Source organism: Chryseobacterium sp. 1B4 (assembly GCF_036631475.1).
GTDB lineage: Bacteria > Bacteroidota > Bacteroidia > Flavobacteriales > Weeksellaceae > Chryseobacterium.
Window position 1 is genome coordinate 129,710 of the sequence record NZ_JAPNUF010000009.1, and the last position, 16,449, is coordinate 146,158.

Consider the following 16,449-nt stretch of genomic DNA (forward strand, 5'->3'; position numbering starts at 1 on the left):
TCTATGGGTACAAAATTCTGCATTGAACAGGAGATTTTCAGTTAACGATGGGTTAATGATAGGTTAATCTCTTTTCTTCAAAAATAATAAACCTGAATCCGGAAATTCAGGTTTTAAAATCAATGGAATATGTTTTTATGGATAAGGGATTATCTTATCCGGTACTATAGGATTATAAATATCTTTTTATAAGAATGAATACTTTTTTCATTACATCCAGATTTAATTTTCTAAAATCATCAAAAAAAACACTAATCATCAGGTTAATAAAAGGTTAATGATAAAAATACGATTTCATTAAAATGTTAAAGCTTTATCTTTGTTTCGATGATAGCCAAGAGTAAAATTCTGATTCCGGTTTTTGCCGCCCTGTTCCTTCTTTTGCTGGGAATACAGGTTTACTTTATGTATAAAACCTATCAGGTAAAAGAGAGAGAAATCTACAGGGCAATACAGTCTCCTCTCAGAGATTACACTGATGAAGTGGAAGATAACGGCGGTGCAAAAAAACTGACGATGATTCTTTACAATCTTTTTTCATCCGCTACAACAATAAGGAAATCAGTAAAAAGATTTTCTGAATTTTTTCGAAGAAAACAGAAAGCAGACGATGGAAATATTCAGTAATCATGTTGACAGTATGTTTAGAAAAGAAGGATACAGAATTGCTGTAAAAATAGAATACCTGTCTATTTCTTTCATGCCGGATAATATCAATCTTCTGGACAAACCCATTGTACTGTATGAAACGAAAAACAAAATAATAAATCCCGAAATTTTAAGCCGGGGAAAATGGGAAACAACTTCAACTTCAAAAATCAATCGTAAGACCAGAAAAAATAATGTTTTCCTGGTAAGAAGCAGAACCAGTATTGAAATATTAAATATTAAAAGTATTGTTTTCAAAGAACAGGCATTGCTCTTTCTGTCTTGTATTGCGATTTTATCCTTTGTTCTGATGCTGTATATTTTTACAGTTAAAAATCTGGCTGCCCAGCAAAAACAGGTGGAAGTTCTCCACAACATTGTGGATAATATTTCACATGAGTTTAAAACTCCGATTGCTACTTTAAAAATAGCATCAAAAGCGTTAAAAAAAGAATGGAATCCGGAAACGCTTCCTCTTATTGACCGCCAGGTTTCCCGTCTTGAAAGCCTGATGTTTCAGCTTCATAAGGACGAAATACCTGACGAAATAGTCGAAATCCAACCTAAAGACTGGGATTTTTCATTCAGGATCTTGCGGTTACCTATCCTGCTGCAGATTTTAAATTTGAAAACACCATCTTACAAAAGCTACCTTTTGATAAAAACCTGATGGAAACTGTTATTAAAAATCTTTGTGAAAACAGCGTAAAATATGGAGCATCTGTTATTACAATAAATCTAACCTCCCGTTCTCAGCATCTGGAAATTGAAATTTCTGACAACGGACAAGGTATGGAAACGAAGGAGCTGAATACTATTTTTGAAAAATTTTACAGAATACAGAACAAAAATATTCACAATAGCAAAGGGCTTGGACTGGGGCTTTATTTTGTAAAAAAATCATTGACAAGTATGGTGGAAAAATAGAGGTTTCGAGCCAGCTTCATACAGGCAGCACTTTTAAAATATCAATTCCTTATGAAAACTAAAATCCTTCTTACAGAGGATGATCCGGATTTCGGAATGATCCTGAAGCAGTATCTTGAATTGGAAGATTTTGAAGTCGGCTGGTTTCAGAATCCCGAAGAAGTTTTACCCTTACTTTCTGCTGATTTTCCTTATCAGATAGGAATTCTGGATGTGATGATGCCTAATATAGACGGATTCTCACTGGCAAAAATGATTTTGAAAGAAAAAAGTAATTTCCCATTATTGTTTTTAACAGCCAAAAACCAGAAAATCGACCGTCTGACCGGGTTGAAAATAGGTGCTGATGATTATATTGCCAAACCCTGCGATCCTGAAGAGCTTGTGTTACGAATCAAAAATATTCTGAAGAGAAGTCTTCCTGCTGTTATGGCTTCCCAAATAAAAATAGGAGAATTCTCACTGGACACCAACAAGCTTCTGTTGTCACATCCTAACGGAAATAACCGGCTGACCATACGGGAACAGGAATTACTGCTGTATCTTCTGAAACACAACCGATCTATTATTACAAGGGATAATATCCTGGACAATCTTTGGGAAACCAATGATTATTTTACAGGAAGAAGTCTTGATGTGTTCATCAGCAGGCTCCGCAAATATTTCAACAGTGATCCTCAAATAAAAATCCAATCCCTTAGAGGAATTGGATTTGAAGTTGATTTTCCAACCAATGATTTTTTATAGTGACAGATGTACAATCACAGGAAAATGGTCTGACGGGTACAAAAGATTTTCTCTTCTGTCATTGATGTGCCGGTGAGATCTTATTTTAAAGCCTTGTGTAAAAATATAATCGATTCTGTCTTTCGGAACTGTATTGACATCAAAAGCTGTGAAAGTTCCTACCGGGCCATAATGTTTGGTTTCAGAATGGTAGAAAGTATCTTTCATATTCTGGGAAAGAATCTTAATAGGTTCCGAATCATCTGTCAGGTTAAAATCTCCGCTCAGCGTTACCGGAAGGTTCTTGGGATTGAGTTCTTTGATCTTTTTAAGAATCAGTTCAGAAGATTTCACTCTTGCCACATTTCCAATATGATCGAAATGAAGATTCATTGCGAGGAATTCTCTCTTCGATTTTTTATCTTTAAATACCGCATAGGTACAGATTCTGTTCAGTGCAGCATCCCAGCCTTTTGAAGGTTTTTCCGGAGTTTCAGATAACCAGAATGTACCTGATTTTACAACATCAAGCCTGTTGGTATCATAAAAGATGGCTGAAAATTCCCCTTTTTCTTTGCCGTCATCTCTTCCTACTCCTATGTAGTCATAATTCTTTAATCCTGTCTTAATATCTTTCATCTGCTCAGGAAGTGCTTCCTGTACTCCGAAATAATCAGGATGGTAATAGGTAAGTAAATCTGCAACGTCCTGCTTTCTCTTCGGCCAGGCATTGTCTTTATCTGACTCTACGTTCAGTCTGATATTAAAACTCATTACGGTAAGGTCCTGTGAAAATCCCAATGCAAAAAGCATCAGAAACACCATTGAAAATCTGAAATTCATATGCTATGTTATCAATAAGAAAACAAAAATAAAACTTCTCTTTGACAGAGAAGCCTGATTTATATGATTATATTGTTAAATTATCTTTTTCTTCTTCTACGGATAAAAAATATTCCTGAAATTCAGTTTCAGAAACCGGCAATGTACTTTCGAGTTTCACAACGCCAATGGTTTTATAATAGGCCGCAAGCTTAATCTCTTTACTTTTAAGAAGCGTTTCAAGCTTTTTAAAATTGATATCTTTTTTTAAAACTGCCAGATAAGTTTTCATAAGTATACCTGTATTAAACCATTTCCTATATCTCTGTATTTTATGCCTTCAACCGGCCTTGCTTTATGTTCAATAAGCTCCCAGATTTCTTTGGCTGATTGATCAGGAAACTGCTCCATATATAAGGCGGCAAGCCCTGAAACATGCGGTGCTGCCATACTGGTCCCGCTCATTGTATAATAAAAGTTATTTTTATTCTTTGCATTTTTAGGGTAGGCGCTTACAATATCCACTCCGGGAGCACAGACATTGATACTTCCTCCGGTAGACGGATTAAGGCCCGCATTTGAAAATCTTGCGATCTTCATCTGGCTGTCAATAGCTCCTACAGCCATAATCGATTTTGAATTCGCAGGCATAGAAACAGGCTGTGGAATCTGTGGTCTGTTGCTGTCATTTCCCGCTGCCGCTATAATAAGGCAGTTATTTTCCAATGCCCTTTCTCCAATGGTTTCAAAAAGAACAGAAGGCTGGTCGTCAAGCTTCACCGGACATGCCAGCGATAGTGACAGTATCCTGAACTTCTTCGTAATCGCCCAGTCTATTGCATCAATCACACTGCTGGTAGTACCTCTCCCGTTATCAGCCAATACTTTTGCTATTTTCAGATTGGAATCCTTAGCTATTCCATAACGTTTTCCGGTATCACTTCTTACGTTTCCGGTGGCAATTCCCGCACAGTGTGTACCGTGGCCGTTGGGATCCCTGTTCCAGTCTTCACCATCTATGAAAGATTTACCTTCAATTTCTTCAGATGAAAAATCGGGATGGGAAGTCTCAAGGCCTGTATCAAGAATACAGATATCAACTCCTTTTCCTGTATAATGGGTATTTCCCAAACCAATTGCCTGTAATCCCCATTCCATCTCAGAGAATGATTTTTGGGGTAAAGGTTTGCTGGTAATGTACTTTTCAAGCTCTGAAATTTTTTCTGCGAGCCCTGCAGACTGTTTTTTAAGTTCGTTGATCAGCTGCAGCTCATCTGCCGGAAAAACTCACGTTCTTTTTCATAGTAAACTATAGAATTGGATTCATCTTTAACGGCGCTCTTCAGTTGTGCTTCATCCATATGATCCACCACAAGAACTCCAAGGTTTTTGTAAAGGACACCGTTATCCTGATCGATGACTTTATAGGAACGGTTTTCTTTGGAAAGAAATTCTGAAGAAGTAATGCTCACTTCCAGATCTTTCTCTATTTTTCTGAGCGATGTCTTCTGCTGATCTTTCAACAGGACAATATATCTTCCGGTTTCCATAACGTTCTTTTTTAAATTAACTTCAGAAATACTTTTTCCAGAATAAGAAAAATATCCTCTGGAATAATGGTCAGTCTGAGCTTCTTGTTAATTCCGGATATGGCTGTATTCTGCTCAGACAGAGAAGTCCAGAAACGTTCAATTGCAGGAACAGAATTCATTTCTTTTAATTTCTCATCATCAAGAATCCCGTTCTGATACAAGGATACAATGATTCCCGAAATAAGTTCTTCCGCTTCTTCAAGTTTTTTATTTTCCCTGCTATATATTTCCATCAGAATTCCATGAATACTTTCCATTCCGTTGAATGAAAATCCTCCGAGCATTTCACGTCTTCCAGTCAGTATTTTCTCCATTTTTATAGGATTAAAACCTCTTTTAACGGTTGCAATCATATTCATAATTTTCAGAACTTCAGATTCGTGGCTCGTGTTTCCTTTTGCACGGAAATACTCCAATACTTCGTTGAGAAAGACATCGAAACGGGCATCAAAGTCAAATGATTTCGTCAGATACAGCGTCTGAATTTCATTGAAATGCTCTAGAAGTTCTTTAATTTTCTGTACCGTAAAGTGAATAAGTTCCTGCATTACTCAAAAGTTATCTGTTCTATTTCATTACCGTCTTTATCTTTGTAGGAGACAATCCTGATTCCTTCTTCTTCCATTTCCACATGAAGATTGATAAACAGCTTATCTTTATCTTCTGCAGCGCTGGTATTGGGATCTATGTAAATATTATTCAGCTTCGCATTCACCAGTGTATATGTATTCAGGAGAACCTTTGAAAAATCTCTTTCAGCTCGTCGGTTTCTTCTGTAGTTCCTTCCTGAGACCTGAAGATTCCGGAATTAAGAAGCTGGACTTTTTTTCTGAGATCCAGCTTAAGGACTTCGACAGAAGGAAGCTTACCGAATTTCTGATCATTTTTTTCCAGTGTGCTGAACAGCATTTTGAACTCCTCGGTCTGGAGCTGTCTTTTGCTGATTTCAGGAATATTCAGGTTTTCTCTTTATTTACCAGACGGATTCTCTCATTTATTTCGGTAACGAACTGATCCTGGTTCAGCTTAAAATTGTATTTGGAATCTGAATCGATATCCGTAATTTTTATGGGAATATCCATCTTTACACTGGGCAGTGCGTATCTCGGCACCTTAAAATACTTAAGGTATTCATGGCGGGCATATTCTTTGGCAATAAGAACGGCATTCTCGTCAGCTTTTTTACGAGCCTGAATTATCTCGTTGTTGAGATAATCCAGGTAATCTGATAATTTTATCATTTTTCGTAAAATGTATTATTGTGAAAGAAGTCCGAGTACTTTTTCAAGTCCCGCAGGCATTTCATCATTGGTTGCACGTACCTTTACCCCAAGAGAATATTCTTTCTCCACTTTGATCCCTGTGCTGGAAGTTCTTTTATAGGAGACATCCACTTTGAATTTTACAGGGCCCCATCCACCGGATACTCCGGCATTGATACCGAACTCGTCACTTACATCTTTGGTGTATGTAGAATTAAGTTTCACATTAAAGTCTACTTCGCAGGTTTCAATTCTGAAACTTGGAACATTTAGCAATGCAATAAACGGTACTGAGATTTCTACATCATTAGGAATTGTTTTAGGATTGGTAGCACTGACAGGCTCGTCTTCTTTAAAATCCGGATTCGGAATATTTTTTGTATTTGAATTCTGCCATTCTCAGTTTTTTAGCACTGGCTGCATTGGCAGGATCTGTAAGCTCAAAACCGACTTCGTTGATGAAATTGACGGTGGCTATAGAAGCATTGGACTGTGCTTTTACACAGGCATCAAAGGTCCGCCAATAATGGTGGCAAAGTCAATGCTTCCCAATTCTGCCGCAAAATCTGCGCTGGCTGCATCTGAAGTTCTGAAGATCTCGTCATCGGCAGCCATTCTACCTGCAATCAGTTTCATAATCTCTGAAGAGGCACCGGAAAAAGATTTTTCCCACTTTTCATCATAATTCTTTTTGAATTCGTCTACAATCGCTAACAATTCCTTATTGGTTAATGAACTCAATTCTGAAGTTTCGATTCCTGATACTTTTTCATAGACCGCAGGGGTTAGTACTTTTTCTACTCCTGACAAGAGATCAATTAACTCATTTTTTGTTTTTTTGGCGTGGCTTGCTTCAAGCACTGATTTTAATGTTTCCATGTTTTTTGTTTTTGATTAATATTGTGGGACAAAATTATACCACCGGCCTTCAAAACATTTCAGGAGAACACCTCCACTTGTTCAGGAAAAACACCTAAAAAATATAAAGCCTGAACTTACGGTGGTAAGTTCAGGCTTTATAATAAAATATCTTGCGTTATTTATCTTTCATAAACGCAAAGATGATCTTCTTCTTATTTTAAAGTAAGCTAAGAAAACAGCAAAGTTGCTGATGAAACTGCATTAATATGCTTACGCTTAAAAATCAAACATCAGATATCAGATCTTTGCGTTAAATTAAAACAGATCCACTATTTCTATGCCGGCTTTTTACTGTTGTTTTCCAGATTCACATCAGGAACTACTGAGTCCGGATCAAGCTTTACCTCATCTATTTCCTTGGTAGAATCAACTTTGAAGGTCCATTCCGTATTTCTCTTCCAGACCTCAACAGGAATTTTTACCGTTTGTGCCGTTCCGTCTTTGAATCTGATCTGTACTGTTGACGGCATGGGCAACTGGCCAATATTTTCAACCGTAATCTGAACTCCATTCTTAAAGTCCCCGTTGACATACTGTACATTTTTAACCGCCTGGTCAATTTTCCATTTATTAAAGAACCATCCTCTCCAGAACCAGTTCAGCTCTTCTCCGGATACATTTTCCATTGTATGGAAGAAATCCCATGGTGTAGGATGCTTAAAAGCCCAACGATCTATATAGGTTCTGAATGCTTTGTCAAATTTTTCAGGTCCAAGAATGGCTTCTCTTAAAACCTCTAATCCTGTTCCCGGTTTGAAATAAGCTAAAGCACCGATGCTTCTTTCTTTCATATTATCAGGTCCTACCATTATAGGTTCCAGATTGTCATTCAGAAGGTAAACTCCCGATCTTGCCAGATTCGGTTTACGGTAATATTCCCCTTTATTGAAGGCTTCGGTGGAAAGTCCGTTAATAAAAGTATTAAACCCTTCATCCATCCAGGCAAACAGTCTTTCATTAGATCCGACAATCATAGGAAACCAGTTGTGCCCGAACTCATGATCCGTAACCCCCCAAAGATCTTCCCCTTTGGAATCCATATGGCAGAAAACGATCCCGGGATATTCCATTCCGCCTTCGTTTCCTGCAACATTGGTGGCTGCAGGATAAGTATATTCATACCATTTTTTGAATAATGTTCTATAGCTGCCTTTGTATATTCTGTAGATCTTCCCCAGGCTTTATCACCGGCACTTTCTACAGGGTAAGCTGAAATAGCCAAAGATTTTTTCCACTTGGTAAATTGATTTTTGCAGCATCTAAAATAAATCCGGCAGATGATGCCCATGCAAAATCTCTTGTCTGATTAATCTTAAATTTCCAGGTCTTTGTACCGGATGCTTTATTTTTACCGATTTCAGATTCAGGACGGATCATTACCGTTTTATCACTGTTTCTTGCCTCATTCCATCTGCTGATTTCTTCTTTGCTGTAAACCTCTTTCTCATTCAGAAGCTCTCCGGATGCCACTACATAATGATTGGCAGGAACGGTAATATTGGCTGTGATATTTCCGTATTCCAGATAAAACTCCGAAGCTCCAAGGTAAGGAAGTGTATTCCAGCCCATTACATCATCATACACGCACATTCTCGGATACCATTGTGCGATGGTAAAAATCTTACCATTTTTGGTCTCCTGAACACCCATCCTGTCTGAACCGTAATCCGGAGAAACAAAAGAGTATTCAATTTCTATTTTGCCAACTCCACCGTTGGCTTTCAGTTCTTTTGGAAGATCAATCTGCATTCTTGTATCAGTAATGGTATATTTTACTTCTTTACCATCAAGCCTGACTGATTTAATCGTATATCCACCGTTAAATTCTTCTCCATGCGCACCATTTCTGCTTCCTGAAAGCGGAACTACGCCATTTCCTCTTGAATCTTTTGCAAACAGATTCTGATCCAGTTGCAGCCAGAGAAAGCCTAATTTATCCGGACTGTTGTTGGTATAGGTAATCTGCGCTGTACCGGTAATCTCTTTTTGTCTTCATTCAGGCTTACATTCAAATGGTAATCTGCTGAATTCTGCCAGTAAGCATGTCCCGGCTGCCCGCTTGCAGAACGTGTGGCTGTACCTGTCTGCGGGTAGAAGAACGGCTTAAATGCTTCTACGTAATCGTATTTCGGAGTCTGCTGTGCATATACCGATCCTGAGAAGAGGACCACTGCAAGCGTCGAAACAAGGGTTGGAAGTTTAAAATTCATTTTGTAAAAGTATTATTTACTGTATAGGTAAAAAAACTCCCGGAATTGTTACACATCCGGGAGTTTTTTTAATATAAGTTTAATTTAATTAGATTTTTTAGCTTTAATCATGGCTTCCAAAGCATCCCACATTTCACGGGGAATTGCTTCAAGCATATTGAATTCTCCGGCGCCCTGAAGCCATTCTCCTCCATCAATGGTTACCACTTCACCATTCATATATGCTGAATAATCAGAAACCAGATAAGCAGCAAGGTTGGCCAGCTCCTGATGCTCTCCTACTCTTCTCAACGGAACTTTCTTTTTCATATCAAATTTTTCCTGAAGGTCTCCCGGAAGAAGTCTGTCCCAGGCTCCTTTTGTAGGGAAAGGTCCCGGAGCAATGGCATTGAAACGGATTCCGTATTTTGCCCATTCTACAGCGAGTGATCTGGTCATCGCCAGAACTCCCGCTTTTGCACAGGCTGACGGTACTACATAGGCAGAACCCGTCCATGCATATGTTGTTACAATATTCAGTACAGTTCCCGGAGTTTTGGAATCTATCCAGTGTTTTCCTACAGAAAGTGTACAGTTTTTCGTTCCTTTTAAAACAATATCAAGGATAGAGTCAAAAGCAGAATGAGTGAGTTTTTCCGTTGGAGAGATGAAGTTTCCGGCAGCATTATTCAATAAAATATCAATCTTTCCGAATTCTTTCAATGCAGCTTCTCTCATGGTTTCCACCTCATCCCAGTTCCTCACATCACAAGCCACACAAAGAACTTTACCTCCTGTTTCGTCTTCCAGTTCCTTAGCTGTAGCCTGCAGTTTTTCCAGGTTTCTGGAGGTAATTACTACTTTGGCACCCAGTTCAAGAAAGTATTTGGTCATCGCTTTTCCAAGACCGCTTCCGCCTCCTGTTACAATTGCTACTTTATCTTTCAGTGCACCTTCGCGCAGCATGGGTTGTGTATATAGACTCATAAAATATTTTTTCTTAAAAATAATAAATATTGAAATGCGATCCCTTAAAACAGGTTGATAAATAATGCTACAAATAGTTATTCTTTACATTATACATCAAATAAGTCACTTTGTTTAAAAAAATAGCCTGATAATTTCTACCAGGCTATTTTTATTTTCTAAAACAATATATTAAGATGCTGTAACCACTCCTTTGAACGAAAGTGTTTTAGGAGTTTTGCTGTCACTGGTCGTAACGTTTACAGTTTTCATAAACGGACCTGCCGCTGCTGCGTTGTAACTGGCTTCTACAAACCCTTTTTTCCTGGCTGGATAGGCGTTTTTGTGTAATCCGCCGTTGTACAACCGCATGAAGGAGCTACATTTTGTATAATGATCGGCTTTGAACTTGTGTTGGTGAATTCAAATCTGATCAGTTTTGGTTTTCCCTGAGGGATATTTCCCACATCAATAGATTCTGATTTCCACTTAATAGCATCAGCTACCATTTTTACAATGGAAGGTGCATCTGTAGTGAGAACATTCGCATAAAACGGAGAGAATGCCAACACTGCTAAAAGAGCTGTAATTTTTAATTTTTTCATGAGTATAAATTTTAATATTTGAAACTGATTGTTTTTTTTGGTATCACAAATGTAAAGCAGACCGTAATTACAACTTGTTAACCGCTGTCAAACATTTGTTAACAAGTTGTTAATGATAAAAGATAAATAGATAATTTTGGATAATATTGTTTCAGGAAATGAAAATAAAAAGACTCAATATTATCATAACGCTGGGATTTGTTGCTATTATCGGAATTTTAATAGCACAGCTGATGTGGACGATACAGGCTTATAATCTTGAAGATAAAAAATTTAATCAGAAGGTCAATATCGCTTTAATGGAAGTTGCAGAAAAGCTATCCGGCGGGAAGACCTCCTATACTGAAAACCCTGTACAAAACATAGCCAATGATTATTATGTAGTTAATATCAACAACGAGTTTCATCCCGTAGTTCTGGAATATTACCTGAAGACAGAATTCACCCGCTTCCAGATCAATACAGATTATGTGTATGCGTTATACAACTGTCACAGTGATAAGATGGTGTACGGAAAATATATGACATCCCATCAGGAAAACCCTGGCAACAAAGCGATCAATTTCCCGAAGCATAAAAACCTGATCTATTACTTTTCCATACGCTTTCCTGATAAAACGACTTATCTGATCAGCTCATTAAGATTCTGGTATCTTCTTACATTTGCCCTTATTATCATTCTTCTGGTGTATGTATATTCTATCTATACCATTATTCAGCAAAAGAAATTTTCTGAATTGCAGCGCGATTTTATCAACAATATGACTCATGAGTTTAAAACGCCTTTATCCTCGATACTTTTAGCGTCAGAAGCACTCAACAAGCAGGAACTGGTACAGGATAATTCCAAACTGCAGACTTATACTTCCATTATTATCAACCAAAGCCATAAACTTAATAATCACATTGAAAAAATATTGAATATTGCTAAGAACGATGCCGCCGGATTATCATTAAAGCCTCAGAAAATTCTGTTGCTTCCCTTTATTCAGGAAATTGCTGATAATATTCAGCACAAGAATAAAGGTCTCAGCATTGAGATTGATATTGAAAACAGCACTTCGGTAATGGCTGACGAATTTCACTTTACCAATATTATTTACAACCTTTTGGATAACTCTGTCAAGTATTGTGAAACAAAACCTGTTATTAAAATTTCAGCTTATAAAGATTCAAAAGGATTATATTTAAAGTTTAAAGACAACGGAATGGGAATTCCTGCTAAAAATATTCCTCATATTTTTGATAAATTTTATCGGGTACATACCAAAAGGAGTGAAGAGGTGACCGGTTTTGGATTAGGATTATTTTATGTGAAAAAGTTGTGCAGCAGCATCACTGGAAAATTTCTGTGGAGAATAATGAAGATAAAGGAATAACCATTACACTCTTCTTCCCGTTTTCAAATAATCATGTGTAAGTATGGAGAAATCTAAAATTTTATATGCAGAAGATGATAAAACAATAGCATTCCTGGTTGAGGACAGCCTGGAAAGTTATTATGACATCAGCTGTTACTCTGACGGTGAATCTGCCTTGGAAGCATTTAACAGCCAGAATTTCGATATCTGCCTGCTGGATATTATGATGCCCGGCATGAACGGATTTGAAGTGGCACAACAGATCCGCAGTAAGAATTCTGAAATACCCATTATTTTTATTTCTGCAAAAGCATTAAAAGAAGACAGAATCAAAGGACTGAAAATAGGTGCTGATGATTATCTGGTAAAACCATTCAGTATTGAGGAGCTGATGCTGAAAATTGAAGTCTTTCTCAAACGTACAAAAAAAACAGATGCAGCACCTGTAAAATATAAAGTCGGAAAATATGATTTTGATCCAAACAATTACACGTTGAAAGGTGTGGAAAACAACATTACTCTTACCCAAAGGGAGTCTGATCTTCTTTTATATTTTATCCGCCATAAAAACCTGGTCGTCAAAAGACAGGATATCCTGAAAGCAATATGGGGTGATGACGATTATTTTATGGGGAGAAGCCTTGACGTATTTATTTCCAGGTTGCGAAAAGTGCTCGCGGAAGAGCAGGATGTATTGATTGAAAATCTTCACGGAATAGGTTTCCGTTTTTCTGAGAAAAAGTAATATTAAGCGAATTCATAAAATAAAAACAGCAAATGATGATTTTAATTAATTTTAAACTTTGAAAATTTGTCATTAATGAAAAATCACACACCTACTGTTTTTCTATTCCTTTTATTTTTAAGTGTATCTTTTAAGGCTCAAAAATCTGAGAAATTAATTCAATATGTCAATCCATTAATCGGGACCGAAAAGATGGGACATACTTATCCCGGAGCTACTGTTCCTTTTGGTGCAGTACAGCTAAGCCCCGAGACGGACACCATTTCTTATGAGCTTAACGGGAAATACAATGGTGAGGTTTATAAATACTGTGCCGGCTACCGTTATGAAGACAAAACCATTGCAGGCTTCAGCTCTACACACTTCAGCGGAACAGGACATTCTGACCTCGGAGATTTTCTGATAATGCCTACGGTAGGAAAACTCCAACTGAATCCGGGAACTGCTTCCCGTCCTGAAAGCGGCTACAGAAGCAGATTTTCGCATCAGAACGAAACTGCAGAAGCCGGCTATTACAAAGTAAAACTGGATGACTACAATATTCTGGCAGAGCTGACAGCAACTCCAAGAGTGGGAATTCACCGCTATACCTTTCCAAAATCTGACCAGGCCCACATTATTCTGGATCTGATGGCTGGTATTTATAATTATGACGGAAAAAATGTATGGACCTACGTTCGTGTGGAAAATGGAAATACCATCACAGGTTACAGACAGACCAATGGCTGGGCAAGAACCAGAACGGTTTATTTTGCCATGAAATTTTCAAAACCTTTTAAATCTTATGGTCAGCAAAACTATGATGAAAAGCAGGTTTACAAAGGATTCTGGAGAAAATTCGATCAAAATAAGAACTTCCCTGAAATTGCAGGTAAGAACCTGAAAATGTATTTTGATTTTGACACCAATGAAAATGAAGCCATAGAAGTAAAACTTGCTATTTCTCCGGTAAGCCAGATCAATGCTTTAGAAAACCTGGAAAAGGAAGCGGGAAATATGACGTTCGATCAGGCTAAAGCTCAAGCGCAGAACAGCTGGAATAAGGAATTAAATAAAATTGTTATCAAAGGTTCTGATACAGAAAAGACAAATTTTTATACAGCCATGTATCATACCTTTATTAATCCTACGACTTATATGGATGTCAATGGAGAATATAAAGGACTGGATCAGAATATTCATAAAGCAGATGGTTTTACCAATTATACAACCTTCTCTCTGTGGGATACGTACCGTACGCTGCATCCTTTCTTTAATATCATCCAGCTCAAACGAAATGGAGACATGGTAAAATCCATGATGGCTCATTATAATCAATTCTCAATGAAAATGCTGCCTATCTGGTCACATTATGCAAACGACAACTGGTGTATGAGCGGCTACCACAGTGTAAGCGTTGTAGCTGATGCTATTATTAAAGGGAATTATGACGGTGATCCTGAAGAGGCATTAAAAGCCTGTATAGAAACAGCCAACAAAAGAAATTACGAAGGCATCGGACTGTATATTGATCTTGGATATATTCCGGCGGAGAAAAACGGAACTTCTGTTTCCAATACATTAGAATATGCCTACGATGACTGGGCAATTGCCCAACTGGCAAAGCATTTAAACAAAACAGAAATCTACAATCAGTTTATCAAACGATCTGAAAACTGGAAAAATAATTTTGACAAAACCATCGGCTTTATGCGCCCGCGTCTGGCAGACGGAAGTTTTAAGAAAGATTTTGATGTCTTAAGTACCCATGGGCAAGGCTTTATTGAAGGAAATTCTTGGAACTACAGTTTCTTTGTTCCGCAAAATCCGGATGAGCTGATCACGATGATGGGCGGAAAGAAGAAATTTGCATCCAAACTGGACGAACTATTCACGATGCATTTACCTGATGAATTCTTTGCCGACACTGAAGATATTACCCGTGAAGGAATTATTGGTGGATATGTACACGGAAATGAACCGGCCCATCATGTTGTCTATTTCTATAACTGGGCCGGACAGCCATGGAAAGCACAGGCACAGATCCGCCGTATTCTGGAAATGCAGTATAAGGCAACACCGGATGGCCTGGGCGGCAATGATGATGCCGGACAAATGAGCGCCTGGTATATTCTGAGTTCTTTGGGTTTCTATCCTGTGGCTCCGGGATCAGAAGATTATTCTATCGGAAGTCCTGCGATTGATCATGCTGTATTACATCTGGAAAACGGAAAAACTTTTGAAATTGAAGCCATCAATCAAAGCCCAAAAAATGTGTATGTTCAGAAAGTTCTTCTGAATGGAAAAGAAATAAAGAATTTTACACTGAAGCATTCTGAGATTATGAATGGTGGGAAACTTACGTTTTATATGGGAAGTAAGGCAAAAAAGTAAAAAGGCAAAATTGCGAAAAGGCGGAAAATGGGTGCTGTTGAAGTACTATGTTTTTGTCAGTTATAAAGCTTATTACCTCATACATCTACTGTCCATGAACCACAATCAGTAATTTACATACAACAACCATGGTTTTGCATACATCCGGATTTTAATTTCTGCTGAATTTTGTATCAATAAAATCAACAATATGAAATTGAATCAGGTAAAATTAGGAAGCCAGGGGTTAATAGTTCCGAATATTGGTCTGGGATGTATGGGAATGACGGGCTTTGGTGATGCAGATATGTACGGTAAAACCGATGAAAAAGAGGCTATTGCAACCATTCACCGTTCTCTGGAATTAGGTGGAAATTTTCTCGACACCGCAGATTTGTATGGCCCTTTCAAAAATGAACAATTGATTGCGAAAGCCATTGAGAATAATCGTGACCGGTATATTATTGCTACAAAATTCGGATGGGAAATTGATGATAACGACCAGGTAACCTGGAGAATCAACGGAACCAAAGAGTATGTAAAAAAGTCTGTGGAACGTTCTCTGAAAAATCTGAAAACAGATTACATTGACCTTTATTATATGCACCGTCTTGATAAAAATACACCTGTTGAAGAAACTGTTGGGGCAATGGGTGATTTGGTGAAGGAAGGGAAAATCGGTTATATAGGACTGTCCGAAGTATCTTCAGAAACGGTGAAAAGAGCGCATGCTGTTCACCCTGTTTCTGCCGTACAAAGTGAATATTCTCTTTTTGAAAGAACGGTTGAAGAAAAGGGTGTTATCAAAACTTTGAATGAACTGGGAATTGGCTTTGTAGCTTATTCTCCTTTGGGAAGAGGTTTCTTATCCGGACAGATCCGTACGATTGATGATTTGCCGGAAAATGATTTCAGAAGAGGAATTCCCCGTTTTCAGGAACAGCATTTCTATAAAAACATTGAATTGGTAGAAGCTATTGAAAACCTGGCTAAAGAAAAAGATATTACCTCATCACAATTGGCTCTGGCATGGATTATCAGCAAAGGAATCCTTCCTATTCCGGGAACGAAACGCAGAAAGTATCTTGAGCAAAATATAGAAGCTGCAGGCATCCGGCTAAGCGAATATGAACTTCAGAAACTGGAAAGCATTGTGCCACTGGGAACAGATACGGGTGCTACTTATGATGAATTCGGAATGGGACTTTTGGATTATTAATTTGTAACTTTAATTTCTGTTTAGAGAAGATCATTAATCGTTAAGTTCCTAAACATTCTGCTATTCTTAAAATACAGTATGCTCACAGCCCGACTTGAGCGGAAATCCTTTTGA

19 protein-coding genes and 2 pseudogenes are annotated in these 16,449 nt (G+C 37.8%); 8 read left to right on the forward strand and 13 right to left on the reverse strand.

Going from position 1 to position 16,449, the window contains the following annotated elements; genetic code table 11:
* Nucleotides 1–327 precede the first annotated feature (327 nt).
* From OWR28_RS19760 to OWR28_RS19775, 4 genes are read left to right on the forward strand one after another with little or no spacing between them, the layout of a single operon-like run.
* The gene (locus OWR28_RS19760; RefSeq protein ID WP_332388182.1) at nt 328–627 is read left to right on the forward strand and encodes a hypothetical protein; all 300 of its coding nucleotides are present in this window, start codon (nt 328–330) and stop codon (nt 625–627) included.
* Nucleotides 611–1,318, forward strand: coding sequence for a histidine kinase dimerization/phospho-acceptor domain-containing protein (locus tag OWR28_RS19765; protein ID WP_332388183.1), 708 nt, complete (start codon nt 611–613; stop codon nt 1,316–1,318). The genes OWR28_RS19760 and OWR28_RS19765 overlap by 17 nt, the downstream gene beginning before the upstream one ends.
* Nucleotides 1,318–1,575: a sensor histidine kinase gene (locus OWR28_RS19770; RefSeq protein ID WP_332388184.1), complete on the forward strand. Its 258-nt coding sequence runs from the start codon at nt 1,318–1,320 to the stop codon at nt 1,573–1,575. The genes OWR28_RS19765 and OWR28_RS19770 overlap by 1 nt, the downstream gene beginning before the upstream one ends.
* A gap of 51 nt (nt 1,576–1,626) precedes the next feature.
* Nucleotides 1,627–2,322, forward strand: a complete 696-nt coding sequence (locus OWR28_RS19775) for a response regulator transcription factor (protein ID WP_332388185.1) — start codon at nt 1,627–1,629, stop codon at nt 2,320–2,322.
* On the opposite strand, the gene OWR28_RS19780 is transcribed toward OWR28_RS19775, so the two are convergent.
* From OWR28_RS19780 to OWR28_RS19845, 13 genes and pseudogenes are all read right to left on the reverse strand, one after another.
* Nucleotides 2,317–3,144, reverse strand: a complete 828-nt coding sequence (locus tag OWR28_RS19780) for an endonuclease/exonuclease/phosphatase family protein (protein ID WP_332388186.1) — start codon at nt 3,142–3,144, stop codon at nt 2,317–2,319. The two genes, OWR28_RS19775 and OWR28_RS19780, sit on opposite strands and share 6 nt — an antisense overlap.
* Before the next feature lie 67 nt (nt 3,145–3,211).
* Complete coding sequence (locus OWR28_RS19785) at nt 3,212–3,415, reverse strand: hypothetical protein (RefSeq protein WP_332388187.1); 204 nt, start codon at nt 3,413–3,415, stop codon at nt 3,212–3,214.
* Nucleotides 3,412–4,281 (reverse strand): S8 family serine peptidase, encoded by an 870-nt coding sequence (locus OWR28_RS19790; RefSeq protein WP_332388188.1) that lies wholly within the window; start codon nt 4,279–4,281, stop codon nt 3,412–3,414. The genes OWR28_RS19785 and OWR28_RS19790 overlap by 4 nt, the downstream gene beginning before the upstream one ends.
* A gap of 101 nt (nt 4,282–4,382) precedes the next feature.
* A complete protein-coding gene (locus tag OWR28_RS19795) occupies nt 4,383–4,673 on the reverse strand; it encodes a hypothetical protein (protein ID WP_332388189.1) in 291 nt (96 codons plus the stop codon).
* Nucleotides 4,674–4,684: 11 nt separating this feature from the next.
* Nucleotides 4,685–5,263 carry a hypothetical protein gene (locus OWR28_RS19800; RefSeq protein WP_332388190.1) on the reverse strand — a complete coding sequence of 193 codons (579 nt, stop codon included), beginning with the start codon at nt 5,261–5,263 and terminating at the stop codon, nt 4,685–4,687.
* Nucleotides 5,263–5,430, reverse strand: a complete 168-nt coding sequence (locus tag OWR28_RS19805) for a hypothetical protein (protein ID WP_332388191.1) — start codon at nt 5,428–5,430, stop codon at nt 5,263–5,265. Before OWR28_RS19805 ends, OWR28_RS19800 begins: the two co-directional genes overlap by 1 nt.
* A 14-nt stretch (nt 5,431–5,444) precedes the next feature.
* Nucleotides 5,445–5,624, reverse strand: a complete 180-nt coding sequence (locus OWR28_RS19810) for a hypothetical protein (RefSeq protein WP_332388192.1) — start codon at nt 5,622–5,624, stop codon at nt 5,445–5,447.
* A gap of 47 nt (nt 5,625–5,671) precedes the next feature.
* Nucleotides 5,672–5,956: a hypothetical protein gene (locus tag OWR28_RS19815; protein WP_332388193.1), complete on the reverse strand. Its 285-nt coding sequence runs from the start codon at nt 5,954–5,956 to the stop codon at nt 5,672–5,674.
* A 15-nt stretch (nt 5,957–5,971) separates the two neighbouring features.
* Nucleotides 5,972–6,349, reverse strand: a complete 378-nt coding sequence (locus tag OWR28_RS19820) for a DUF2589 domain-containing protein (protein ID WP_332388454.1) — start codon at nt 6,347–6,349, stop codon at nt 5,972–5,974.
* A 126-nt stretch (nt 6,350–6,475) separates the two neighbouring features.
* Nucleotides 6,476–6,856 (reverse strand): hypothetical protein, encoded by a 381-nt coding sequence (locus OWR28_RS19825; RefSeq protein WP_332388194.1) that lies wholly within the window; start codon nt 6,854–6,856, stop codon nt 6,476–6,478.
* Nucleotides 6,857–7,173: 317 nt separating this feature from the next.
* Nucleotides 7,174–9,108: pseudogene (locus OWR28_RS19830) on the reverse strand (M1 family metallopeptidase).
* 84 nt (nt 9,109–9,192) lie between these two features.
* Entirely contained in the window at nt 9,193–10,074 is an 882-nt protein-coding gene (locus OWR28_RS19835; RefSeq protein WP_332388195.1) for an SDR family oxidoreductase, read from the reverse strand.
* Between the two features lie 171 nt (nt 10,075–10,245).
* Nucleotides 10,246–10,658, reverse strand: a pseudogene (locus OWR28_RS19845) (DUF1573 domain-containing protein).
* Between the two features lie 158 nt (nt 10,659–10,816).
* Between OWR28_RS19845 and OWR28_RS19850 the strand changes: the two are divergent.
* The 4 genes from OWR28_RS19850 to OWR28_RS19865 all read left to right on the forward strand — a co-directional run bounded on the left by OWR28_RS19850 (nt 10,817) and on the right by OWR28_RS19865 (nt 16,335).
* A complete protein-coding gene (locus tag OWR28_RS19850; protein ID WP_332388198.1) occupies nt 10,817–12,037 on the forward strand; it encodes a HAMP domain-containing sensor histidine kinase in 1,221 nt (406 codons plus the stop codon).
* Between the two features lie 43 nt (nt 12,038–12,080).
* The gene (locus OWR28_RS19855) at nt 12,081–12,764 is read left to right on the forward strand and encodes a response regulator transcription factor (protein ID WP_332388199.1); all 684 of its coding nucleotides are present in this window, start codon (nt 12,081–12,083) and stop codon (nt 12,762–12,764) included.
* 75 nt (nt 12,765–12,839) lie between these two features.
* Nucleotides 12,840–15,137 carry a GH92 family glycosyl hydrolase gene (locus tag OWR28_RS19860; RefSeq protein WP_332388200.1) on the forward strand — a complete coding sequence of 766 codons (2,298 nt, stop codon included), beginning with the start codon at nt 12,840–12,842 and terminating at the stop codon, nt 15,135–15,137.
* Nucleotides 15,138–15,327: 190 nt separating this feature from the next.
* On the forward strand, nt 15,328–16,335 hold the full coding sequence (locus OWR28_RS19865) for an aldo/keto reductase (RefSeq protein ID WP_332388201.1): 1,008 nt from the start codon (nt 15,328–15,330) through the stop codon (nt 16,333–16,335).
* Nucleotides 16,336–16,449 lie beyond the last annotated feature (114 nt).